Origin of the sequence: Singulisphaera sp. GP187, assembly GCF_900129635.1 — a bacterium.
Lineage (GTDB): Bacteria > Planctomycetota > Planctomycetia > Isosphaerales > Isosphaeraceae > Singulisphaera.
Genome location: NZ_FSRB01000001.1, coordinates 5,983,732 through 6,006,571 on the forward strand (window position 1 = coordinate 5,983,732; position 22,840 = coordinate 6,006,571).

At 63.2% G+C, this 22,840-nt stretch carries 17 protein-coding genes; 10 read left to right on the top strand and 7 right to left on the bottom strand.

Annotated features, from left to right (window positions below):
* Positions 1–8 precede the first annotated feature (8 nt).
* Positions 9–227: a Sec-independent protein translocase subunit TatA/TatB gene (locus BUS42_RS23475; RefSeq protein WP_074310180.1), complete on the top strand. Its 219-nt coding sequence runs from the start codon at positions 9–11 to the stop codon at positions 225–227.
* Between the two features lie 108 nt (positions 228–335).
* A complete protein-coding gene (locus BUS42_RS23480) occupies positions 336–650 on the top strand; it encodes a twin-arginine translocase TatA/TatE family subunit (protein ID WP_074310182.1) in 315 nt (104 codons plus the stop codon).
* 36 nt (positions 651–686) lie between these two features.
* On the opposite strand, the gene BUS42_RS23485 is transcribed toward BUS42_RS23480, so the two are convergent.
* Positions 687–1,190 carry an acyl-CoA thioesterase gene (locus tag BUS42_RS23485; protein ID WP_074310185.1) on the bottom strand — a complete coding sequence of 168 codons (504 nt, stop codon included), beginning with the start codon at positions 1,188–1,190 and terminating at the stop codon, positions 687–689.
* A gap of 162 nt (positions 1,191–1,352) precedes the next feature.
* Here BUS42_RS23485 and BUS42_RS23490 point away from each other — a divergent pair, with 162 nt between their 5' ends.
* The 4 genes from BUS42_RS23490 (at position 1,353) to BUS42_RS23505 (ending at position 6,111) form a co-directional block, all read left to right on the top strand.
* On the top strand, positions 1,353–1,904 hold the full coding sequence (locus BUS42_RS23490) for a hypothetical protein (protein ID WP_074311381.1): 552 nt from the start codon (positions 1,353–1,355) through the stop codon (positions 1,902–1,904).
* A 318-nt stretch (positions 1,905–2,222) separates the two neighbouring features.
* Entirely contained in the window at positions 2,223–3,449 is a 1,227-nt protein-coding gene (locus tag BUS42_RS23495) for an IS4 family transposase (protein ID WP_074304436.1), read from the top strand.
* A gap of 471 nt (positions 3,450–3,920) precedes the next feature.
* Entirely contained in the window at positions 3,921–4,409 is a 489-nt protein-coding gene (locus BUS42_RS23500) for a hypothetical protein (protein ID WP_143206447.1), read from the top strand.
* Positions 4,410–4,737: 328 nt separating this feature from the next.
* Positions 4,738–6,111: a transposase gene (locus BUS42_RS23505; RefSeq protein WP_074307590.1), complete on the top strand. Its 1,374-nt coding sequence runs from the start codon at positions 4,738–4,740 to the stop codon at positions 6,109–6,111.
* Between the two features lie 182 nt (positions 6,112–6,293).
* On the opposite strand, the gene BUS42_RS23510 is transcribed toward BUS42_RS23505, so the two are convergent.
* Positions 6,294–7,439: a glucose-6-phosphate dehydrogenase assembly protein OpcA gene (locus BUS42_RS23510; RefSeq protein WP_074310189.1), complete on the bottom strand. Its 1,146-nt coding sequence runs from the start codon at positions 7,437–7,439 to the stop codon at positions 6,294–6,296.
* Positions 7,440–7,551: 112 nt separating this feature from the next.
* Positions 7,552–9,105 (bottom strand): glucose-6-phosphate dehydrogenase, encoded by a 1,554-nt coding sequence (gene zwf, locus BUS42_RS23515; protein ID WP_074310191.1) that lies wholly within the window; start codon positions 9,103–9,105, stop codon positions 7,552–7,554.
* Positions 9,106–10,247: 1,142 nt separating this feature from the next.
* Between zwf and BUS42_RS23520 the strand changes: the two genes are divergently transcribed.
* Both BUS42_RS23520 and BUS42_RS23525 read left to right on the top strand, forming a co-directional pair.
* Positions 10,248–13,571 (top strand): DUF1549 domain-containing protein, encoded by a 3,324-nt coding sequence (locus BUS42_RS23520; RefSeq protein WP_083670454.1) that lies wholly within the window; start codon positions 10,248–10,250, stop codon positions 13,569–13,571.
* A 119-nt stretch (positions 13,572–13,690) separates the two neighbouring features.
* Complete coding sequence (locus BUS42_RS23525) at positions 13,691–15,166, top strand: DUF1501 domain-containing protein (protein ID WP_074310193.1); 1,476 nt, start codon at positions 13,691–13,693, stop codon at positions 15,164–15,166.
* A 107-nt stretch (positions 15,167–15,273) separates the two neighbouring features.
* On the opposite strand, the gene BUS42_RS23530 is transcribed toward BUS42_RS23525, so the two are convergent.
* A complete protein-coding gene (locus BUS42_RS23530) occupies positions 15,274–16,134 on the bottom strand; it encodes a hypothetical protein (protein ID WP_254053692.1) in 861 nt (286 codons plus the stop codon).
* Between the two features lie 871 nt (positions 16,135–17,005).
* Positions 17,006–17,305, bottom strand: coding sequence for a hypothetical protein (locus BUS42_RS23535; RefSeq protein WP_143206448.1), 300 nt, complete (start codon positions 17,303–17,305; stop codon positions 17,006–17,008).
* 491 nt (positions 17,306–17,796) lie between these two features.
* Between BUS42_RS23535 and BUS42_RS23540 the strand changes: the two genes are divergently transcribed.
* On the top strand, positions 17,797–19,548 hold the full coding sequence (locus tag BUS42_RS23540) for an IS1634 family transposase (RefSeq protein ID WP_083670021.1): 1,752 nt from the start codon (positions 17,797–17,799) through the stop codon (positions 19,546–19,548).
* A 548-nt stretch (positions 19,549–20,096) separates the two neighbouring features.
* Here BUS42_RS23540 and BUS42_RS23545 read toward each other — a convergent pair.
* Both BUS42_RS23545 and BUS42_RS23550 read right to left on the bottom strand, forming a co-directional pair.
* Positions 20,097–20,897, bottom strand: coding sequence for an ABC transporter permease (locus BUS42_RS23545; RefSeq protein ID WP_074310197.1), 801 nt, complete (start codon positions 20,895–20,897; stop codon positions 20,097–20,099).
* Positions 20,894–21,586 (bottom strand): ABC transporter ATP-binding protein, encoded by a 693-nt coding sequence (locus BUS42_RS23550; RefSeq protein WP_173878252.1) that lies wholly within the window; start codon positions 21,584–21,586, stop codon positions 20,894–20,896. Before BUS42_RS23550 ends, BUS42_RS23545 begins: the two co-directional genes overlap by 4 nt.
* A gap of 378 nt (positions 21,587–21,964) precedes the next feature.
* Here BUS42_RS23550 and BUS42_RS23555 point away from each other — a divergent pair, with 378 nt between their 5' ends.
* On the top strand, positions 21,965–22,831 hold the full coding sequence (locus BUS42_RS23555) for an STAS domain-containing protein (RefSeq protein WP_074310201.1): 867 nt from the start codon (positions 21,965–21,967) through the stop codon (positions 22,829–22,831).
* Positions 22,832–22,840 lie beyond the last annotated feature (9 nt).

Below are 22,840 nucleotides of genomic sequence, written 5' to 3' on the forward strand. Positions count from 1 at the left end.
TTAGACCAATGCTGCCGTTCGGATTTATCGGAAGCCTGGGCCCGATGGAAATCGCCATCGTCGGCGGTGTGATGCTCTTGATGTTCGGCAATCGTCTGCCCAGCGTGATGCGGTCGCTCGGCAAGAGCGTGGTCGAGTTCAAGAAGGGGGTCGCGGGGATTGAGGATGACCTTGATCAGGCGGTCACGGCCGACACCAAGAAGCCCGTGCCGCCGCCCGAGGTTTGACGAAGCCCGAGCTTGTGTCGGCTGCACGCAAATCCACGACCGGGACAGACCTGAACCGAATCGAACTGAATCCTTGAATCCTCTCCTCTCCGTGGAGATCTGCTCGCAATGCTTCCCAACCTTGGTCCGTTGGAAATGATCATCGTGATGGCCGTCGCCGTGCTCCTGTTCGGGAAGCGACTGCCCGAGGTCGGCCGCTCCCTGGGCAAGGGGATCGTCGAGTTCAAGAAGGGGCTGCGTGGACTCGAGGATGAGCTCGACTTTTCCTCCACGATGTCTTCGCACACTCCGAGCCGACGGGCCGAGGAACGAGCGCGTCCGGTGGACTCCATCGAGACGTCGGTGCCCAAGTTCGAGCCTCCGACCGTCCCCCCGATCCCGCAGATGGAGATGAACTACGAGCCTCAGCCCGCTCAGGACTGATCACGGCCGCAGTCGCTACCTGGCGTGAATCAAGGCTCACGGAATCGCGCTCTCGTCGGTCGCGGCCGCCTCGGCGCGGCGGGCGAGGCGGACCGCCTGCCGCGCTTTGGCGGCCTGGGCGATGCGATGGTCCGACTCGGTCTCCAGGAGCAGCGGAGGGACCGGTCGGGGGTGTCCCTCGTCGTCGAGTGCGACGTAGAGGCCGTAGCCCAGGGCGACCATCCTTCGCTGGGCTCGGGCGAGGGGTTCCGCGAAGATTTCGATCCGGGCCTCGAGCGAGGTCCGGCCCACGTAGGTGACTTCGGCCGTCAGCTCGACCCGCTCGCCGACATAGACCGGGCCGAGGAACGTCATCGAGTCGATGGCGGCGGTGGTGATCCGTCCCCCGCCCGCGTGTCGGAGCGCTGCGACGGCGCCACATTCGTCGGCGAGGTGGAGCATGACCCCGCCGTGGAGTGTGCCGAACGAGTTCGCCTGGCCCGGGTCGGTGATGATCGCCAGGCTGACACGCGAGTCAGCGGCCCGTTTTGCGCGATCCACGTGGGTTACTCTTCTTCTTTGTTCCGGCCGGCCAGCCGTCCGTCCGTCCATTCATTCATCCCGCGGTGGCCGAGCCCTTTTTGGTTTTGGGGGCAACGCCGGCTTGATCCTACGCCACCGCCTCGCGCCTTGGCCAGCCTCTTTGAAGGGATGCCCGATCCGATGATCGAGGACGACTTCTTCGCGATCATCGACCCGCTCTTACAGCCGACCGGCTCGATTGCCGAGGACGGGGAGGACTATCGCGAGCCTCCCCTGGACGTCCTCCGCTATTACCGGCGCCCGGTCCGGCTCCACTGGATCCCCTGGCTCGGCCGCGCCTTGAGCGTGGTGGCGGTGGTCCGGCAACCGATCGACATCGGCCTCTCCGTGGTCGACTACCGGCGGTTCCTGACCCGGCTCGCGATGGCCGTCAACGGCCGGTTTCCTCCTTGGCAGAAGCCAGGTCCGTGCGGCCTGGTCATCGGCCTCACCATCGTCGTCCTGACCCCCGAGCCGATCGGCCCCGCGGACGACGCGATCCTCAGCCAGGTCCTTGGCTCCCTCGGACGCACCCGCGCGGTTCCGTTCGGCGTGATCCGGGTCAACCTGGGCCAGGAGGCGATCTCGTTTGCTCTCGCCTCGAACGACGACAAACTCTTCCCTGAACCCCTTCTCCTGGCCGACGCCCTGACCGAACGCTTCCGCCGGTTCGTGCCGCTCATGGAGTTCTAACGAGCGACGTCAGTCAATCGCTTTGTCTTGCCCCGTAGGGTCCGCTATTGCGGACCATCTTCGCTTGCGGCCTCGTTGACGGTGTGGTCCGCGCTGATGACCGATGACGAGAAAACAAATGGGGACATATAGATTATTGGTATTTATCGATAAGCACTATGTCCCCAATAGTGTTCGGCACGAAATTTGCGACATCTCCACCCAGGCCAATCTTGCCCTCAAGGGCCGAAAACGGGGATTTCGCAAGGACTTTCGGCACAGAATTTGCGCCTTCTCCACTCAAGTGCATCTTGCCGTCATTTTGGCAGGGCCTTGGGAATGGCAAAACGCTCAGCAAAACCTCTGAAACCCCGAGATATCCAGGGGTTGAAGTACGTCGAGCGGTTACTGCCGCTGCTCGACCAACTCCACGATGTCGGCTGCCAACGCGACAGGTCCGGTAATCGCAGCCTGCATTACGATCAGTATTGCATGCTCGTCTTACTCTTCCTCTTCAACCCAGTCCTCCGTTCCTTGCGCTCCTTGCAACAGGCGAGCACACTCAACAACGTGCAGCGCAAGCTCGGCTGCGCCCGGGCCTCGTTGGGGTCGCTCTCCGAGGCCGTCGAGGTCTTCGAACCCGAGCGGCTGCGCGGCATCATCGAGTCCCTCGCCGCCGAAGTGAAGCCCGTCCGCGACGTGCGCGGCGGCCACCTCGCCCATGCCCTGACGGCCGTCGATGGCAGCGTGGTCAAGACGCTCAAGACCATCGCCGAGGCCGCCTTCATGAACGACAAGAACGGCGGCTCTCACAGCGGCTGGCGACTCCACACCCACTTCGCCATCGACCGCCACGTCCCCACCCGGATCGAGGTCAGCGCCGCTGCCAACAGTGGCCATAACGACGAGAAGAACCGACTCCGCGCCGCCTTGCAGTCCGACCACTGCTACGTCCTGGACCGTTGGTATGCCCAGTTCACCCTCTGGAACGACATCGTGGCCGCGGGGAGCAGCTATGTTTGCCGCATCCGCGACAACAGCAACCTCAATGCGGTCATCGAAGAGCGCCCGGTCTCGGCGACAGCCGCGGCTGCCGACGTCCTCCGCGACTTCATCGTGGACCTCGGCGCCGCCAAGAAGCCCGACGAGCGGCCGGCCCATCGGGTGCGGGTGATTCTGGTGAAAACGACGCCCCACACCAAGCGTGGGGGCCGCAAAGGGGGCACGGCCGGTCCTCCCAGCGACGGCGTGCTGCGGATCGCCACGAACCTCCTGGATGTTCCCGCCGAGGTGATCGCTGACATCTACCGACACAGGTGGACAATTGAACTCTTCTTTAGATTTTTCAAGCACGTGCTCGGCTGTCGCCACCTGCTGAGTACGCATCCCAAGGGGATCGAGATCCAGGCGTACTGCGCGATCATCGCGTGTCTGCTGATCAGCCTGTGGACGGGCCGCAAGCCGACGCTCCGGTCTTACGAGATGATCTGTCTGTACTTCGCAGGCTGGGCGAGCCTTGAGGAACTCTTGGACCATATTAGTAAATTAAAATCTGAAGAGACGTAGTGCCCGCGGCTCGACTCCCAAGTCCGCGGTGTTCGCTGCTGCGCGGTGGTTTGTAGTTCACCCGAGTCGTCGGCTCGCCCCAGGTCACCGAGAACGTCCCGCACGCCTCTGCGGGGCGGCCGTGTCGGCCAGGCTTCCTCGCTTCAGGAAGACAGGGAGCTCACGCTCCCCGCTCGCCTGGGAGGCGAGCATGCGCTGGCCTGGTGGCTGGTTTCGCTTGTGCGAAAGGCAAGTGGGGAGCGTGAGCTCCCTGTCCCTCCCCCAGCAAAGCCGAAAGCTCGTGCCCACTGGGGCCGCAGGTCCCCCGCCCGCCCCACAGGGTCGTGTGAAACGCTCTGAGGGGGAGTTCCCCGGGTTGCCGGCTTGCCGTTGCTCGGATCGCCCCCCCCCACAGCAAACGGAGTGCCGAACACTATTGCTATGTCCCTGTTTGCTGCCTTGTTCTCGTGGCAAAACAAGGAAGGACTCGCGATGGGACGATTCTTGCTCGCGAAGCGGCATGCCCGATTTGGCGTCGCCACTCTGATGCTGCTGGTTGCCTTGTCGGCTGTCGCCGTTTGCTCGTACATGAGAATATCGGAGAAAATAGCGAAACTCGAGCGTGCCAGAGCTCGCTACGCAGCAAAGGCCGATTCAAATGCAATATTTCGTAAGGCGTTTGAAATGAGCCTCAAAAATCAGCCCAAATCGGAGAACAGGGCCTGGCTATCCGAACAGGCCCGATATTATGGCGATCTCGAGAAGAAGTACACGAAAGCGGCTTCAGCCCCATGGACAGTCGTAGAACCCGATCCTCCGAGACCACCGCTTGTTCCGACGGAGGAGCAGCTTGCAAAATGGGAAACCCCGTTGACTCGTGCGGCGCTCATCGAAAAAGCGAACCTCGCCGAAAGCCATCGCAACGATTACGCGATCAAACCGTACGTGCCTCGGAGGTTAAGCGACCTCACCCCCCCCTGATGCTTGCAATCACGGCTCTCCGCGCGAGGGTGTTCGATACGATCATCCGATTATCGGAGATCGGGTGAAATCTCCGGGCTAAGCCACTGGTCTCGGTTCTCTTTGATTTTCTGATCGGTGACCGCGGGGCTGGAATCGCCGTTGGGTGCCACGCAACGTCAGTAACTCGGCGTCGTCAACAACGGATGTAACTCTCACCGGACCAGAGAATTACTGCCGCTCCGTGGCTGCGGTTCGTTCGAGAGAAGGGGGGGCAAAAAATCGCCGTTCTTCGTCATGATGGGTGCGGCTAGCAACCGGCACTCACCTGGATTGAGGAAGAACGGCGATGAAGGCAGCTCGGACGCTGCAAGGCTTGCAGCAACCGCAGTCGTTGATCGGCTATGTCCGACAGTTTCTCACCCCGACGGTCTGGAAGCAAGCCCGAGGGGTTGTTCCTCAAAGGCGGTCGGCGCCGCGGTGGGATCTCCAGCCACTGGTCGTGGTCATGCTCGCCATGACCTGGGCCACCGGCGACTCCGAGTCCGAGAGGTTTGAGAAGGCCCGGGGATACTACGTCGCCTGCCATGAGTCGCGAAGACGCCCGGGAAAGACCCTCGTCGGCTTCCAGAAAGCGATGCGACGCGTCCCCATGCGACAACTCAGGGCGTTGGCCGCGGGGGTTCGGCAACAGATCCACGCCCGACTGGGGTCGCGGCGGATTGTCGACGGCTTCGAGCCGATGGGCTGCGACGGCTCGCGGATCGAGTGCCCCCGCACCCCCGAGTTGGAACGGGGACTCGGGCAGGCCGGCAAGAACGACGCGGCCCCCAACGTCTGGCTGACGGCGTTCGTCCACTTGCCCACGGGACTGCTTTGGTCGTGGCGACTCGGCCCGGGCACCGCGGCCGAGCAAGAGCATTTGAGGCACTTGCTCGCCACCCTCTCGCCCGAGGCCCTGATCGTCTGCGACGCCGCTTATATGGGCTTCGATCTGGTCCGGGCGATCCTCGGTGTCAAGCGATCGTTCCTGTTCCGGATGTCGTCGCGGGTCGACCTCTACACCCTCGAAGTGGCGAACCTGGAGGATTGGACCGAAGGCCCTGTCTTGTACTGGCCGAACTATGTCCAGAAGAAAGGGGAAGCGCCGATCCAATGCCGCTTGATCCGGATCCCGGCCAAGGGCAAGGGTAAGGGGTCGGTCAAACGCGACGTCTGGCTCCTGACCGACGTCCTCGACCCAGCCCGGATGTCGGCGGCGACGGCCGCCAAATTCTACCGCTGGAGATGGCGTAATGAAGGACTATTTCGCACATACAAGCGTATAATCAATAAATTGAAACTCGCTAGCCGCACGGTGGCCTTGGTGCATCGCGAGGCCGAGTTGTCACTGCTGGCCACGCAGATCCTCCTGGCGCATGCCGACCTGGCGCTTCGGCCGGCGTCGGCGTCGGCGTCGGCGACCGATGGCCCAGTGATCAGCCCCCGCAAAGTTCTGATCGAGATCCGCAAGGAGATCGACGCGGCCGTGAAACCCAAGGCCAAGTGTTACCACAAGCGACTCGCGGGCTGCCGCGCCGGGTGCCGGAAGCAGAAGAGCCCGAAAGCCACACGCAAGTGGCCTCGTCGCAAACCGCATAAGCCGCCGAAACCGCCTGTGCTCCACACCCTGACTCAGGAACAGAAAGCCTTGCTAAACAAGCACATGAGTGCAGTAGGATGAGGCATCAGTAATCGACGTTGGGTGCCACGGGTTGGAATCAACCCGTCAACGATCGCCCGGGTTTTTGGCTCACGGGCTAGATCCAACCTGTGGCACCCAGGGTTTGTACATGATTCAATGCAAAAAAAAAGGACCAGGTCCACGCTTCCGCTCGCCTTTTGAGGCGAGCGAAGTTGACCCGGCTACCGTTGTTCCATCAGCCAGAAGAAATGGGGGCGGGCGTGGTCGAACGTGGGGTCGGAGCGTGAGGCCTGGAGGGCGGCGGCCACCCGCCGCGCGGGTTCGATCTCGGGAGAGCGGACGATCCGAGGTAGGTTGCAGTAGGCGGAGGAGTGGATCTTGATGTGGACCTCTGCCGACTGGGGCGAGGGCCGCTCGAGACGGAAACTTTCGGGACCGTCGGGACCTTGGGTGGTCAGAGTGGTTGCGAGGAGTTGGGCGCGCGGAGCGGTCGAGTCGACCTCGGTGAGGATCTCGACGGCGATTTCGCCCGCGGGGCCCTGGAACTGGGCGCGGAGGTGGCCGGGGGAGTGCGTGGGGTTCCCCAGGGGCTTCCAGCCGAGTTGACCCGCCAGCCAGGCGGCCAACCAGACGGCCAGGCGAGGGGGAACCTCGTGGGTTGGCGCCAGGGCCTCGATCCGGAGCGAATCGATCCGCTTCAGGGACTCGTGATGACAGGAAAGGTCGAAGAACTGCGCGACCAGCTCGCGCCAGCGGGTGAGACCGAACCAGACGGCGTCGCGGCTGTAGGCGTTGATTTTGGGGTCGAGCCCGAGGCGGATGGCGGCGAGGTCGGCGCCCGGGTCGGGGAGGTCGAGGATCAGCCGCGAGCACTCGTCGGCCAGGTTCCGGAACAAGGGCTCATCGAGCCTTGGGTCGTCGGTCCACCACAGGATGAACGGCAGGTCGGCTTCGAGCAAGGGGCGGACCGCCCCCGGCAGGAGGTTGGTCGCTTGCGGCCCGCCGTGGAGGACGATCCGCTCGCTGCAGACTTGCGGGAGCCCGGGCGCGGGGATGTAGCAGAGCGCGGAGACCTCGGCGGTGATCGTGCGGTCCGTCCCTTCGGTTCTCCGGAGCACGATCGTCCGGCACGGGTACTGCGAGGTCACTTCATCGAGCACCTGCTTGAGGCCGGGCGCATTGGCCTCGCGCCCCTCGACGACCAGGTTCGCCAGAACCACCCGCGTGACGTGCGGGCTCTCCAGGTCGGGGCCCCCCGCGCGGTCGGCGGAGGGGCCCCAGAGCCGAAGCAGTTCGGTTTCGATGTTGTGGAGGTCGACGGGGATCCCTTCACCGTTCAGGAATGCGTCGGACGATGTCTCAGCCATCTGGTTCGCCCTTGATTGAGTGAGGCCCTGGGTCGTTCGACGTCGCGTCCCGACACGTTAATTTTAAGAAGGAGAGCGAGAAAAAAAGGGGGACGGATTCCCACCCCTCAAATCAAAGCCGGCGCCAACCGGAGTGCTCGCCCGTGATGAGCGCGTCGGCCGCTTCGGGACCCCAGCTTCCGGCCACGTACGGGGCCGGCGGCGGCGCGTCGGGTCGGGCCCAGGCGTCGAGGATCGCGTCGCAGAACCGCCAGGCGCTCTCGACGGCGTCGGTCCGGGTGTAGAGGGTCGGGTCGCCGAGCATCACGTCGAGCAAGAGCCGTTCGTAGGCCTCGGGCGGCGCAACCGCGAACGCGGTGCCGTAGCGAAAGTCCATCCGGACCTCTTGGAGCCTGCGTCTCGAGGCGGGCACCTTGGCCTGGAAGGCGAGACTGGCACCTTCGTTCGGCTGGATCCGGAGCACGAGCAGGTTCGCCCCCCCTGCCTCGTCGCTATCCACCTCGAACAAGGTCGTCGGCGGCTGGCGGAACTGGATCGCGATTTCCGAGGCCCGCTTGGGGAGCCGCTTACCGGTCCGCAGATAGAATGGCACGCCCGCCCAGCGCCAGTTGTTTAGGGTCGTCCGCACGGCCACGTAGGTCTCGGTTTTCGAGTCGGGCTTCACCCCCTTCTCGTCGTGGTAGCCCGGGACTTCCTTCCCCTCGATCGACCCGGCGACGTACTGGCCGCGGACCACGTTCTTGGCCACATCCTCGGGGGTCCAGTGCGGCAATGCCTCGAGCACCTTGACGCGCTCGTTGCGGACCGCGTCGGCCGAGAGATTCACCGGGGCCTCCATCGCCACGAGGCAGAGCAACTGCATCAGGTGGTTCTGGACCATGTCGCGGAGCGCACCCGAGTTATCGTAGTAGCCCCCCCGCCCTCCGGCCATGCCGAGCTCTTCGGATACGGTGATCTGGACCGACTCGACGTACCGCCGATTCCAGATCGGCTCGAAGATGGCGTTGCCGAACCGAAGTGCGAGGATGTTCTGAACCGTCTCCTTGCCCAGGTAGTGGTCGATCCGGTAGACCTGGCTCTCGTCGAGCACGCTCGTGACGTCGCGGTTGAGCTCGCGGGCGCTGGCGAGGTCGTGGCCGAACGGCTTTTCGATGACCACCCGGCTCCAGGGAGACTCCTGGCGGCTCGGATAGACGAGCCCGGCGTTGCCGAGCTGTTCGATGATCGTCGAAAAGAACTCGGGAGCGACGGCCAGATAGTAGAGCCGGTTGCCGCGGGTCCCGTGCGAGACGTCGAGCTGATCGAGTCGCTCTTTGAGCCGGATGTAGGTCTGCGGGTCGTCGAACGTGCCTGAGCTGAACGCGAGCCGGGTGGCGAACTGGGGCCAGAACTCGGCGAAGTCCGGGTCGCCATTCTGGGAGAGGCTCTTTTCGAGTTCCCCGCGAAACTGTTCGTCGGTCCAGTCTCTCCGGGCCACGCCGACGATCGCGCACTCGGACGGGAGGTTACCCCCACGCGCCAGGTGGTAGAGCGCCGGCACGAGCTTGCGGTGCGTCAGGTCGCCGGTCGCGCCGAACAGGACCACCGCGCAGGGGTCAGGGACCCGTGCCCTTGGCAAGTTCTGCCGCAACGGGTTGGCGTCGACCGTGCCGATCGATTCCGTCATCCGCAGGCTCCCGCGAGAATAGAAAAAAAGGAGGACAAAACGAGACCACTCCGCCGGGCTCAATCCGACTCAAGTCGATCTCGAAGAGTGTACGGGGCCTGGGCCCTTCCAATCAAGTGATCCAGTGTCGAGGGGGGGACTCGGCTTCGCCCGTTCGCGCGGGGCGTATTGAGAGGACTAGGGTTTCACCGTCGATCTGGCTGACTGGGGAGGTGGCGAGCCGGAAAGGCGGATGGGATGACCCTGTTTTCGGAAGTGGTCACCCGTTCCGGGGAGCTCCTTCGTCCGAAAGTTTGATCCGGAAACCTTCGGCGCCGGGACTCCGGGCTGGGGGCCGATCGGTCGGATACCAGGCCGCGGAGTCGAACCACGCATGTCGAGGATCTTACCCTCAACCGAGCACCGGCTACCTGATGGCTCGAGTATCAGGCTTGGGAGGGGGGGCGGTCAAGCAGGCTTCGATACTTTGCCGTCCCGCCCGCCCTCCGAAAAATGAGTGGCTCGGATTGTATTTAACTTTCTTTGGAACCGTGTCTGCTGTTAACTTAGTCTAACGACGTTCCCCCTCCATCTGGACTGCTTATCCAAGTCGTGCCGGAGCGCTTCCGCTTCGGGGTAAGTTGGCGCCAAGACGGGGAATGAATCTCCAGGGATGCCCGGAATCCGTGACTGATTGAGACCGGTCTGATTGAAATTGAACGTGGGCTTCGACGTGTCGGGCCATCCCTTCGTACTGGAGATGGGCTGCATTGATCGAGGCCCACTCGACCTTAGCTTAGTCAGTGAGCCGCGAAGAGAAGACCTCGTTCGGATCGGTTCGCCGTATCCACGATCCCGCCAAGCAAATGGGGCCGCGCACCGGGGTTCGCCGCAATAAGCTCGACTCGACCGCAACGCGTGTCCAGCCTGGATCAGGAAAGTGTCAACGACGAATCGAGGCGGGTCGTGGGCCACCGTCGCTTGGCGGTCGGGCTCGCTCCGCCGGTCCGCCAAGGTCGAACCGAATCTGTGTGATTCGCCGTGCTGCCTCTTGAGCATCCTCCCCTTGGGTTCGAGCGAGAATGGGGAGATGCTCTCACTCCTTTGACTGTCGATTGTTTCGGAAGATCTATCCCTAAAACGCGAATAGCTCACGGGGTTCTATGGAAGGCATCTCTTCCCATGCTCCGACCGCGGGTCGGTACGAATCGACTGCGAGTCTGCTCGTTCGAAGTGGCGCCGGCGGCCGTCGGCTTCGCGTCGGGGTCGCCTTGCTCGTTGCGCTGCCGCTGGCTTTGGGCGGAACCGACGGGAATGCCGCGGAGGAGCAGGCCCGTTTTTTCGAGCGGGAAGTGCGCCCGATCCTGGTCGAGAACTGCTTCAAGTGCCACGGGGCGAAGAAGCAGAGCGGTGGCTTGCGGCTCGACTCGCTGGCCGCGGTGCTGGCCGGAGGCGACTCCGGCCCCGCCGTCGTGCCCGGGAAGCCCGACCAGAGTCTCATGATTGAGGCGGTGCATTATGAGTCGCTCGAGATGCCCCCTTCGGGACGGCTCTCGGACCGTCAGGTCGCGGTCTTGGTGAGTTGGGTGAAAGCCGGCGCCTTCTGGCCGGATTCCCCCGCGGAGCGGTTGGCCAGCTCGGCAAGTCAGACCGCCGAGAAGAATCCGAAGCCGGGGCGTGTTGGCGCTTTCAGTGACGAGGACCGGGCCTGGTGGTCGTTTCAGCCGGTCCGTGATCCGCAAGTCCGCGAAGACCCGAACGACCACTGGTCGCGGAACCCGATCGATCGATTCGTCTGGCGCAGTCTACGGGATGCCGGATTGTCCCCCGCCCCCGAAGCGGACAGGGCCACGCTCATCCGCCGTGCCACGTTCGACGTCATCGGCCTGCCGCCCACTCCCGCGGAGATCAGCGCCTTCCTATCAGACAAGGCGCCGGACGCCTACGAACGGGTGGTCGATCGGCTGCTGGCCTCACGGCACTATGGCGAGCGCTGGGCGAGACATTGGCTCGACCTGGTTCGGTACGCGGATTCGGACGGCTATCGACTCGACCACTACCGGCCCAACGTCTGGCTCTACCGAGACTACGTCGTCAGGTCGTTGAACGCCGACAAGCCCTACGACCGTTTCGTTCGGGAACAAGTCGCCGGCGACGAGCTCTACCCCGACGACCCCGACGCCCTGATCGCGACCGGCTACCTTCGGCACGGGATCTACGAGTCCAACAACCCCGACGTGCGCGGGCAGTGGGCGCTCCTGCTCAACGATATTACCGATACGACCGGCGACGTGATGCTCGGCCTGGGGATCCAGTGCGCCCGTTGCCACGACCACAAGTTCGACCCGATCCTCCAAAAAGATTACTACCGCTTGCAGTCGTTCTTCGCCCCCATGCTGCCACGCGAGGACCTGCCGGCGGCGCCGCCGGTCGAGATCGATCGGTATCGTGCCGAGCTCGCGGCCTGGGAGGCGAAGACCGCGGATCTCCGCGAGCAGATCGCCAAGATTGAGTCGAGCTATCGTAAGAGGGCCGCCCAGGAGGCGATCGAGTCCTATCCGGCGGAGATCCAGGAACTGGTCAGGAAGCCGGTCGCCCAGCGGACGCCCCTGGAGCAGCAGCTCGGGGATCAAGTCGACCGCCGCCTGGTGATCTACGAGGCGGGTCGGCTGGAGGGCTGGATCAAGGGGGAGGAAAAGACACGACTGCAAGCGCTCCGGCAGCGGCTCGCCGCGTTTGACCGTGAGAAGCCGGAGCCGCTGCCAACTCCCCCGGTCGTCACCGACGTTGGTCCGGAATCTCCGCCGCTCTTCATTCCCAAACGGAAGAGCGGACCCGTAGCGCCCGGGTTCTTGTCGATCCTCGACGAAGGGCCGGCGACGATCGAGCCGCTCCCCAATGTGCCGAACTCCACGGGCCGACGTGCCGCGCTGGCCCGCTGGCTGACGCGGTCGGACAACCCGCTCTCCACCCGCGTGATCGTCAACCGGATCTGGCAGTACCACTTCGGCCGCGGTCTGGCGGCCAACTCGAGCGATTTCGGCCGGTTGGGAGAAGCGCCGACCCATCCGGAGTTGCTCGACTGGCTCACCACCCGCTTCGTCCGGGAAGGCTGGAGCCTCAAGCGACTCCACCGGATGATCCTGACTTCGGCAACGTATCGGGAGTTGTTCATCCACCCCAAGGCGGAATTCTGCCGGCTCAAGGATCCCGAGAATCGGCTCTACTGGCGCGGGAATACCCGCCGACTCGACGCGGAACAGATCCGCGACGCCGCGTTGGCCGTGACCGGCGAACTCGACCTGACGGCGGGCGGGCCCTGCGTGGATAGCAGCGAACCGCGACGTTCGATCTATACCCGGATGATGCGCAACACGCGCGACCCGCTGCTTGATGCGTTCGACCTTCCGCTCTTCTTCACGAGTGCGCCGGCGCGGGACACGACGACCACCCCGTTGCAATCGCTCTTCCTCCTAAATAGTCCGCCGATGCTGACCCGCTCCCAAGCCTTCGCCGCGCGTCTGGAGTGGGAGGCGCCCTCGGGCGGAGAGGGCCTGGTCGACGCCGCCTACCAGCTTGCCTTCGGCCGGTTGCCCGCCCCCGAAGAGAAATCCTCCGCGTTGCGATTTCTCCGCGAGCAAGCGCTCCGGATCGACCCGAAGGTCGCCAGCGCCACCAACGCGCTCTTCCTTCAAGGCTGCATTCCCGAGGGCGACGGCCAGGCCGCCGTTCTGACTCCCGAGGGACCCCAGCGCCGGCTGGACGTCCCGCACCGCGCTCCGCTGAACACGGGTGACTTCACTCTGGAAGCCACGATCCTCGTCCGCTCGGTGCTCGAGGGCGACTCGATGCGGACGATCGTCGCCAAGTGGGATGGCGACGAGAAGCAGCCGGGATGGTCGTTCGGAGTCACCGGCCGCGGTTCACCGCGCAGTCCGCAAACCTTGGTGTTGCATCTGCTCGGCGTCGAGAAGGGGCGAGGCTTCGAGACGGAGACGGTCTACTCGGAACAGCCGATCCAGCTTGGGCGGCCCTACTATGCGGCGGTGACGGTCCAGCTCGCGAACAAAGGTCCTGGCCTGGTCACGTTCTACCTCAAGGATCTCTCGGATGATGATGAGCCACTTCGGGTCACGAAGGTCGCGCATGACATCGTGGGAGGCTTTGATAACACCAGGCCCCTTAGCATTGGCGGCCAGTGGGGCAGGACGGATCATGGCTTCGACGGTCTGATCGATGAGGTGCGTCTCTCCGACAACCCGGTGGCGGTGAACGACTTGCTCTGTAACAACGAGAAACTCAACTCTCATACGTTGGGCTTTTGGCGGTTCGAGGCCAAACCGGGCGTCTTCTGCGACTCGACGGGCCACGGCCTCGACCTCCGGTTGCCGAACCGCGCCTCGAATCAAGGGGATCTGAGGCGCTCGTCACTTGCGGACTTTTGCCACGTGCTGCTGAACTCGAGCGAATTTCTCTACGTCGACTAAGCTGATGGTCACGGTTATCCTTGATTTTCTGAGGGATGACCGCAGCCTTGCCTCCTCATGCACAAGACAAACGGAAGACCAGGTCCACCTGCTTAGCTCTTTCCGGGATATCGGGATCCATGAGAGACGCGGAAACGAAGGCCAATATTCGCATCCCCCATCACGAGCGGCCCCAATCGCGCCGTGAGTTCCTGCTCCGTAGCGGCGCCGGGTTCGGCGCCTTGCCGTTGCTCGATTTGCTGCACGCCTCCGCGACGGCCGGGCCGGTCGGGTCGAAGCACGGATCGGGGCCGGTCTCGGCGCTCACGCGGAAACCGCCCCACTTCGCCGCGAAGGCGAAGAGCGTGATCTTCCTGTTCATGGAGGGGGGGCCGAGCCACCTCGACCTGTTCGACCCCAAGCCGCTTCTGGATAAGTTGGCGGGCCAGCCCATCCCCAAGAGCTTTGGAGAAGTGATCACGGCAATGGGCGAGTATGGGGCGCCGCTGCTGCCGCCGCGCCGCCGCTGGACGAAGTACGGACAGAGTGGCCTGCCTGTCTCCGACTGGCTCCCGCACATCGGCGGGTGCGCGGACGACCTCGCCGTGATCCGCTCGTGCTGGGCTGATGGCATCAACCACTCAGCGGGCGTCTGCCAGATGAACACAGGTTCGATTCTCGGTGGCCGCCCCTCGCTGGGGAGCTGGGTCAGTTACGGACTCGGGACCGAGAATCAAAACTTGCCGTCGTTCGTGGTGATGCAGGACCGGCCGGGCTCGGTCGTCAACGGCCCACGGAACTGGGGGGCTGGCTTCATGCCGGCGGTCTATCAAGGGGTCCGGATTCAAGGGGGCTCGGAACCGATCCCCTTCCTGAACACCCCTCGAGGCGTGACCGAAGCCGAGCAGCATGGGAAAGTCGACTTCTTAAACCAGCTTAATCATCAGTATGCGTCGGAACACCCGGGGCAGACCGAGCTGGAAGCGCGGATCGCGAGCTATGAGCTGGCCTTCCGCATGCAGGCCGAATCACCCGAGTCGGTCGATCTCGCCCGGGAGAGCGCCGCGACCAAGGCGCTCTACGGCATGGACCGGCCGGAGACGGCCCCTTTCGGGGGCCTCTGCCTCATGGCAAGGCGCCTGGTCGAGCGTGGCGTCCGGTTCGTCCAGCTCTACCATGGCGCGGGGAGCGAGTGGGATGCCCATGCCCACATCGAGAAGAACCACGCCGAGCTCTGCCTGTCGATGGACAAGCCCGTGGCCGGCCTGCTCAAGGACCTGAAGTCACGCGGTCTGCTCGACGAAACCCTGGTCATCTGGGGCGGAGAGTTCGGCCGTTCACCAACCTCGGAGAAAAGCGACGGCCGCGACCACAACCCCACCGGCTTCACCATGTGGATGGCCGGCGGCGGCGTGAAGGGAGGCCAAGTCATCGGCGCGACCGATGAGCTCGGCCTGCACGCGGTCCAGGACAAGCTCCACATCCACGACCTCCACGCGACGATCCTCTCCTTGCTGGGCCTCGATCACATGGGCCTCGTTTTCAAATACAAAGGCCGTCCGGAACGGCCGACCCTGAACGAGGGCGAAGCCTACAAGAAGATCGTCACGGGGTGATTCGCTTGTTTGAATGACGATGTGATCGCGTGCGGGTTTGATTCGTCGTTTTTTGCAGCCCATCGCGGCTGCAAAAAACGAGGGGCGGTCCATGGAATTCGGGAGGCTCAGGGCCTCTGGAATTCTTGGCGGAGACTGCCGAGGGAGCTTCGGACGTCCTCGAGGGTGCCGACGACGACAAAGGTGCGGTAGCGATACGCGCCCGGCTTGACTCCCTTGGGGTCGTGGACCCGGAAGACGCAGTTCCACTTATTGACCTTCTCAGCCACGAACCGGAATCGCCCGTAGCCCGGCGCGGGGTCGGGCGAAAAGACGCCCATCGCATGCGAGCCGCTTGGGGTGGTGAGGACCACGGGCGACGCCTGCTCGCCGGGGCCGTCGTCGAGCGGAACCATTTTCTGGGTGGGCTCGTCGTACTTCAAGAACCGACTGAATTCGGGCGGCATGTAGCCGGTCACGGCCTCGAACTGGGCATAGTGGTGCCGCTCCCCCTCGGGAATGACGAAAGTCACTTCGTACTCGATCACGTGGGGGTTGCCCCCATGGCCGAGCCGGACCCGCTTGGAAACCAGGTGGTCCGACAAGAGCCGATCGTTCTTCGCCGGGTGCCCATCGGATTTTCCACCGGGGGCCAGCCAGAACGCCATTTGGGTCGTGGTCCGGAGCTCCGGCCCGTCCACGGACAGCTTCAAGAGCCGGCTTGACGACTTCTCGCCTGCGCCATCGACGTTTGATCCGGCCTCGGTCGGGTTAAAGACTTCGGGGAAAAACCGCTCCGCGCAGTCGAAATTGGCCGCCGACTGAAGCTGCCGCCCGTGATCGAAGCTGTCGATGAACTCCTTGCCGTCCCACGTGACCGAGTGAATCGCCCCGGCCAGTCGTTCCGTCGTCGTAATGACGATCTCCGAGGGCCCTGCCTTCGCGCGGATGACCGCGTTTCCAGTCGGTGGCTCTGAGGGGGACCCCATTGCCGCCAATCCACAAAGAGTAAAGAGGATTTGATTCATTGGTCGCGTCCCTGGACTTCCTGAGCCGTTGGATCCGGTCTTCCTTTGGAATTGGGTGCGGCTCACGGGTTGAGTCCAACCCAATGGCACCCCGCCAGCCGCATTGGCATGGTTGTGGCCGTCTCTGAGAAAAGCAAGGGAAACCGTGCCCAGCGGCTTGGAATCTGAAATCTTTGGGGGGCTCGGAAAGGGATTCCTCACACCGACCCTTGACGAGGCGCAACGACCATTCCCGAGCCATCGGGCTTCGCGTCAACACGCGCATCGCGTGGGTAGGTGGCCCGTCGTTCCGTTCCGCCGCACCCGAGCATGCGGGAATTCGTGCGAGTCGGCGTGGAATAATCCATTGGTGATTTCTTACGTCTGGACGCGACTGAAGGGAATCGCTTACAATCAACGATAAGGTATCAGCATCCTCCCCTTGTTGGAGGGACCAGTCATGCCCACTTCTTTAGAAGCCTGTCGGCTGGCGATGCTTGTCATTGGAATTGCGGCGATCCCGGTCGCTTTGCTTATTGAATGGATGCTCCCGTCGTCTCGTTCTCGGCGTCAGGCTCAGGTCTCTCTGCCGACTCCGACGCCGATTCGCCCTCCCACGGGGAAGTCACGGATCTTAAGGGCGACGACCTTGCGCGAGTTCTGGGGGCGGCATCTGAGATAGACACGCAGCGTCTTTCCTCAGAACGGCTGTCGCCCGGTCCTGAGGTCAGAGATCCGTTCATGAAAATTCGGACTCGCGGTCGCGCCCGCTTTTGAGCGCATTCTGCGAGAGCGAGCGGTCGTGAAGTGGCTCGTCGCACCGGTCATTGAGCCGTTGTGACGGGCTTTGGATTTATCGGAGGTTCCAGACCATGAACAGCAACGCCAGGAGGATCAGCAGGCCCCAGAGAAAAGTGGGACTCATAATGAATCCAAGGATAAAGATGAGATCGTCGATGTTGTTGTGCCGGTTGACCGCGAAGCAAAGCGAGAGGGTGCTGATCAGAATCATGAATTGACGGTTCGAGTACCGGAAGAAATCGCGCCGGGTTGTCTTCTGGCCAGCCTGGTTGGAAGGATCGAGCAAAGGTGAAAGGGCCGGATCGTTCTCCTCCGTGAGTTGAGAACGATCGTGAAGTTGGCCGAAGAGCATGTCAGAACCGTCCCCTGTCAACTCGCCCATAAAATTACGGCGAGGGGACCGTTGCTCCATACGTTCCGCACATCTCGCCTGCAATTTCTCGGAATTTTCACCTCCTGCTATTTCTGGCATACGCTGATGTATTGGCTCCCGCGACCCGCTCCTTCCATGATCTCCGCCACTGACTTGCTCACATCACGCCTCCTCGTCCCGCCAACCCATCGTGATCGTTCCCCATCGATTCTTCGCTTGTTTCCCATGCAAGGCAATGTCCCAACCGTTCCCTGCCTCCTTTCGGAGTCAAACTTGAGGATTCGCTTTTGACGTAAGTCTTGCGGGCCTAGACTTACGTCAAGGCGTAATTATTTCTGCAAGTCAACAAAATTTTCCACCTTGACCCGCTCGACTCTCGGACAATCATGCCGACGGGAATCACAACCCGACGCCTGTCGCCAATCGCGGGCATGTCGAGGACGATTTGATCCCTCTCGAGGCCATGGTCCATGCCAGAACAAAAACGACCGCGCCAGTCGAATCCCGCTCCCGATCTCAGTCCCGGCGAGGCGGCCCACACCGGCGGTCAGTCCCTCAAGTCCTTCCGGCTCGGCGCCCTTCCCATCCTCGATCGGATCATCCGCCGACTTCGACTGGATGACTTCCTCCGCCAATACCTTCCCCCCGAGGATGCCCGCCAAAAGATCGCCACCTCCACCGGCCTCCTTCTCTTGCTCAAGAACCTTCTCGTCTCCCGTGAACCCATGTATGGCGTCGGCCAATGGGCGAGTCGCCACCCCGCCGAGTGGTTCGCTCTGACCCCGGCCCAACTGCCCCACTGGAACGACGACCGCGTCGGACGTTGTCTCGACCGACTCTTCGACGCCAATGTCCCCTCGTTCACCCTGGCCGTCGCCACCCATGCCGTGGCGGAGTTCAACGTCGCATTGGACGAACTCCATAACGACTCGACCACAATCACCTTCCACGGCGACTATCGCGAGGCGGCCCAAGAGGACCTGATGCGGGGCCAGAAGACCCAGGCCATTACCTGGGGGCACAACAAGGATCATCGCCCTGACCTCAAACAACTGCTCTACGTCCTGACCGTCACTCGCGATGGCGGCGTACCGGTTCACTTCCGCGTCGAAAGCGGGAATACCACCGACGACCGCACTCATCGTGCCACCTGGGACCTGCTGTGCCAGTTGACCGGGCGACGGGACTTTCTCTATGTGGCCGACTGCAAGCTCGCCACCGCCGAGAACATGGCTTACCTGCACCAGCACGGCGGCCGATTCCTGAGCATCCTGCCTCGTACCCGCTCCGAAGATGGCGAATTCCGCGCGTTGTTGTACCAGGACCAGGTGACCTGGAAGCCGATCCATGAGAAGCGGGATGAGAAGGGAGTTCTCCTGGAACGCTACAGCGTGGCCGACCAGGCGACCCTCAGTGCCGAGGGCTACCGTCTGATCTGGTGTCACAGCACACGGAAAGCGGAAGTCGACGCATCATCACGTCATCAGCAAGTGGAGCGTGCGTTGCTGGCGTTGTCGGAACTGCGGTTAAAACTCAGCTCGCCGCGTAGCCGCTATCGCCAACTCGGAAAGGTCAAGGAGGCGGTCGCGGCCATCCTGGAGCCGCGGGACTTGGCCCGGTGGATCACAGTCGAAGTCGTGGAAAAACGGGAGGAAACTTACCGTCAGGAGGGGCGTGGCCGTCCCAACGACAAGACGCGCTACGTGAAAGAGGAGACCGTTCGCATCGCATTGACTTACCGCATCGACCATGTTGCTCTCGCGGCGGAAATGTGCGTCGACGGTGTCTTTCCCCTAATCACCAACGAGTTATTGCTTACTGAGGAAGAATTGCTATTAGCATACAAGCGTCAGCCGGTAATCGAGAAGCGGTTTTCGCAACTCAAGACAGACTTCGAAGTGGCTCCCGTGTACCTGCAGAACGTGGGGCGGATCCAGTCGCTGCTTTGCGTCTATTTCTTGGCCCTGTTGACCGAGGCGCTGCTGGAGCGGGAACTGCGTGCGGCGATGAAACGCGATGGTGTGAAGAGTGTGCCTCTGTACCCGGAAGGTCGAGCGTGCCATCGCCCGACGGCACGTCGGGTGATTGATTTGTTCGAGGAGGTGCAGCGTCATCAGCTGATCGTGGAGGGGCAAGCGCCAGTGGAATTCACGACCGAGCTCTCCAAGTTGCAACGCCAGATTCTGAACCTGCTTGGCATGGCGACGGCCTACGATCGCTGAAATTGCAGGCCGCCGGAAATTCGGAGATAATGAACCAGAGATGTGCGGAACGTAGGTTGCTCTTAAGCAACGGAGGAATCGCCGCCCTTGAGTTAATAAGTGAAATCAAGTAAACCGAGAATACGTTGTTCGTCCCGATGGCTTCGCCGTAACCACCCGTGCAAGAATCGGGGGTCAACCTCCTCTACGCGATGGACCGTCGGGAGACGGCCCCGAAGCGAACCCCAGCCCTCGCGGGCTGGCTGGCCCGGAGCGGGCCAGTGGGCGGTAACGTAGCACCGGCATGCGTCGCCCAAGAAGCCGTCTGCTTTAGCTGACGGAGTGCTCACTGATCCACCCCCTGGAATGAATCGGTTGCAGGACCGGTTCATCGCCGATCCCTCGAAAGGCTCATGGAAACCTGGGTGTTCTTCTGTGTGACAAACGTAGTAGCTCGTCTTTCATCATATCGGCTCTCGCGCCAAATGGTAGGGGGTTGAACACGAAATTCTTCTCCCCCCTGGGCCCGCGGCGATCCGGAAATCATCGAGAAGAACGCGACCCTCGGCCTAGCGTTTCTCGGTGATCCGACCGTGGAGAAACTGGTGGTCGGTGGTGAAGAGGCGGCGGTAGCTCAGGAGCACGACGGCGACGATCCCGAGCGCGGTGGCCGAGGAGATCAGGAACATGATGACGATTTGGTATTTGACCGCCTCAATGGGCGCGACCCCGGCGAGGAGTTGCCCGGTCATCATGCCGGGGAGGCTGACGATGCCGACGACCATCATGGCGTTGATGGTCGGGATCATCCCGGTGCGGACCGCCTGTTGAATCGGCTGGCGGGCGGCCTCCCAGCGGGTGGCGCCGAGGGCGAGGTGGGCCTCGACCTGGGTGCGGCGGGCGGCCAGCTCGCTGCCCAGCCGATCGAGGCCGAGGGAGATGCCGTTGAGAGTGTTCCCGAGGATCATTCCGAGCAGGGGGATGGCGTAGTGGGGTGAGTACCACGGGTCGACCCGCACCACCCCGAACAGGGCGATCGCCTCCATGAGCCAGGCGCTCGCCCCGACGGAGACGATGCTGGCGAGCCAGATGCCGGGGAACCGCAGGTGGGTCCGCTGAACGGCGGCGAACCCGGCGACCACCGTCATGATCAGCATGATGGCGATGACGGGCTCCCAGCGATTCAGGCCGAAGATCCCCTGGAGCACCAGGCCGATCAGCAGGAGCTGGACGACGGTGCAGAACGCGGCCACGATCAGGCGGCGGCCCAGGCCGAGGCGCAGAGCGGCCGAGATCGCGCCGTTGATCAGGATCAGGCTCGCGGCCAGAGCCACCTGAAGGTACGAGAGCTCGAGATAAGGGGGTTTCATCGGGGCGGCTCCGGAACGACCTGGCCTGCTTGGATGACGACGGTACGCTCGGCGACTCGGCTGGCTTGGTCCGGGTCGTGGGTCACCCAGACGAGGGCCCGCCCGCCCGCGCCCTCGGCGTGCCAGCGCTCGAGCAACGCTTCGGCCATTCGGGACGTCGTGCGGTCGAGCGATGCGGTTGCCTCGTCGAGCAAGAGGATGGCCGGGTCGAGCTGCAAGGCCCGGATCAAAGCGACGACCTGCCCCTCTCCTCCGGAGAGGTCGTGGTGCCCCTTCTCCAGAAAGGAGCGGTCGCGGCCCAGGGCGGTGAGCAGGCCGGCCACCCGTTCGCCGTCGTAGTGGGCGCGGGCGTCCCGGTGGACTTTCAAGGCGTAGGGCTGACGCAGGTTCGCCTCGACGGAGCCGTCGAACAACGCGGGACGCTGGTGTAGGTAGACGACCTGCTTGCGGAAGGCGGGCACGCGGTCGCCTTGGACCGGCTTCCCTTGCCAGACGATGGCCCCCTCTTCGAGCGGGTCGAGCATCGCCAGGGCACGTAGCAAGACGGTCTTCCCCGCCCCGGAGGACCCGACCACCGCCATTCGGTCGCCGAGCGGGATCGTGAGGTCGACTCCGCGCAACAGCCAGGTTCCACTCCTGGGGTCGCGCCGGCCGATGCCCTGGGCTTGCAATTGCAACGTCTCTGGCACGGCGTGGTCTCTTTCCACTTGGGAACTTATTCCGGGACCGACAAGGGACGCTCGAGACGGATCGGTTCTTGTTCGGATACCCCTGTTCAGTTGCGGTTTCGAACCGTTATACTCACTTCCTCGAAGGGGAACGAGACCTGCGGAGTCGATCGGGGACCACTTTCGCCGCGACGAATTCGCGACAAGCCACCCCCTCCAGTGCGGGTTCCCAGGCTTCACTTTTGAGACTGCGGGCGGGAGTTCCGTCGCCGAGATCCCCTCACGTCTCGTCGGGATGCGGTCTCTGTCCGGCTCGTTGATTCGAGCAGAGCACTGTAGGGTCGAGCTAAGAATCAAGGCCGACGCGACGGCCCCGGCAAACGCCTGGAGCGAAGAGATATGAGCCAGATCGGCAAGAGTCGCCTTCCAGAGATCCTCGCGAAACATGAGGCGAGCCTGCTCAGTGAGTGGATCAAAGAGCAGGTTGCGGGGCTTCCCAAGGGAACCTCGCTCCGGGAAGCGGAACTCCGCGATCAGTGCACAGGATTTCTCGAACACCTGAGGGACGCCACGCGGAAAGGGAACCTGAGCGATCTCCAAGGAGCCGCCTGGAGTGGTCTGCGGGAGTTGCTCGCCAGCCTCTCGCGCGGTCGGGGTCTGCAAGGTTATAGCCCCTCGGAGACGGCGGCGTTCGTCTTCTCCTTGAAAAAGCCGCTGTTTGCGCGACTGAGGCAGGAATTCGCTCAGGACGCTCAGACTCTGGCCGAAGAGACGTGGGCCGCCACCGAGCTTCTCGATCGGTTGGGGCTCTATACGATCGAGGTGTATCAGCGGTCGCGTGAAGAAGTCATTGTGCGTCAGCAGCAAGAGATGCTGGAGCTGTCGACGCCGGTGGTGAAGCTCTGGGAAGGCATCCTTGCCCTCCCGATGATCGGCACGCTCGATAGCAGCCGCACCCAGATCGTGATGGAGAGCCTACTCCAGAAGATCGTCGAGACGGGGTCAGGGATGGCGATCATCGACATCACGGGGGTGCCGACGGTCGACACGCTCACGGCCCAGCACCTCTTGAAGACCGTGACCGCCGCCCGGCTCATGGGAGCCGAGTGTATCATCAGCGGGATTCGCCCTCAGATTGCGCAAACCATCGTGCATCTCGGCGTCGATCTCGGCGGCGTCACCACCAAGGCCACCCTGGCCGACGCCTTGGCGATCGCCTTGGAGCGGACCGGACGCACGATCACTCGGGTGTCGGCTCGGTCCTGAGAAAGGGGC

What these genes read in the sequence shown, in the direction of transcription:
- BUS42_RS23505 (WP_074307590.1), top strand. Translation starts at nt 4,738, where the DNA reads ATGAAGGCAGCTCGGACGCTGCAAGGCTTGCAGCAACCGCAGTCGTTG.
- zwf (WP_074310191.1), bottom strand. Translation starts at nt 9,105, where the DNA reads ATGACGGAATCGATCGGCACGGTCGACGCCAACCCGTTGCGGCAGAAC.
- BUS42_RS23495 (WP_074304436.1), top strand. Translation starts at nt 2,223, where the DNA reads ATGGCAAAACGCTCAGCAAAACCTCTGAAACCCCGAGATATCCAGGGG.
- BUS42_RS23540 (WP_083670021.1), top strand. Translation starts at nt 17,797, where the DNA reads ATGCCAGAACAAAAACGACCGCGCCAGTCGAATCCCGCTCCCGATCTC.
- BUS42_RS23520 (WP_083670454.1), top strand. Translation starts at nt 10,248, where the DNA reads ATGGAAGGCATCTCTTCCCATGCTCCGACCGCGGGTCGGTACGAATCG.
- BUS42_RS23535 (WP_143206448.1), bottom strand. Translation starts at nt 17,305, where the DNA reads ATGCTCTTCGGCCAACTTCACGATCGTTCTCAACTCACGGAGGAGAAC.
- BUS42_RS23545 (WP_074310197.1), bottom strand. Translation starts at nt 20,897, where the DNA reads ATGAAACCCCCTTATCTCGAGCTCTCGTACCTTCAGGTGGCTCTGGCC.
- BUS42_RS23555 (WP_074310201.1), top strand. Translation starts at nt 21,965, where the DNA reads ATGAGCCAGATCGGCAAGAGTCGCCTTCCAGAGATCCTCGCGAAACAT.
- BUS42_RS23525 (WP_074310193.1), top strand. Translation starts at nt 13,691, where the DNA reads ATGAGAGACGCGGAAACGAAGGCCAATATTCGCATCCCCCATCACGAG.
- BUS42_RS23480 (WP_074310182.1), top strand. Translation starts at nt 336, where the DNA reads ATGCTTCCCAACCTTGGTCCGTTGGAAATGATCATCGTGATGGCCGTC.
- BUS42_RS23475 (WP_074310180.1), top strand. Translation starts at nt 9, where the DNA reads ATGCTGCCGTTCGGATTTATCGGAAGCCTGGGCCCGATGGAAATCGCC.
- BUS42_RS23490 (WP_074311381.1), top strand. Translation starts at nt 1,353, where the DNA reads ATGATCGAGGACGACTTCTTCGCGATCATCGACCCGCTCTTACAGCCG.
- BUS42_RS23530 (WP_254053692.1), bottom strand. Translation starts at nt 16,134, where the DNA reads ATGGGGTCCCCCTCAGAGCCACCGACTGGAAACGCGGTCATCCGCGCG.
- BUS42_RS23500 (WP_143206447.1), top strand. Translation starts at nt 3,921, where the DNA reads ATGGGACGATTCTTGCTCGCGAAGCGGCATGCCCGATTTGGCGTCGCC.
- BUS42_RS23510 (WP_074310189.1), bottom strand. Translation starts at nt 7,439, where the DNA reads ATGGCTGAGACATCGTCCGACGCATTCCTGAACGGTGAAGGGATCCCC.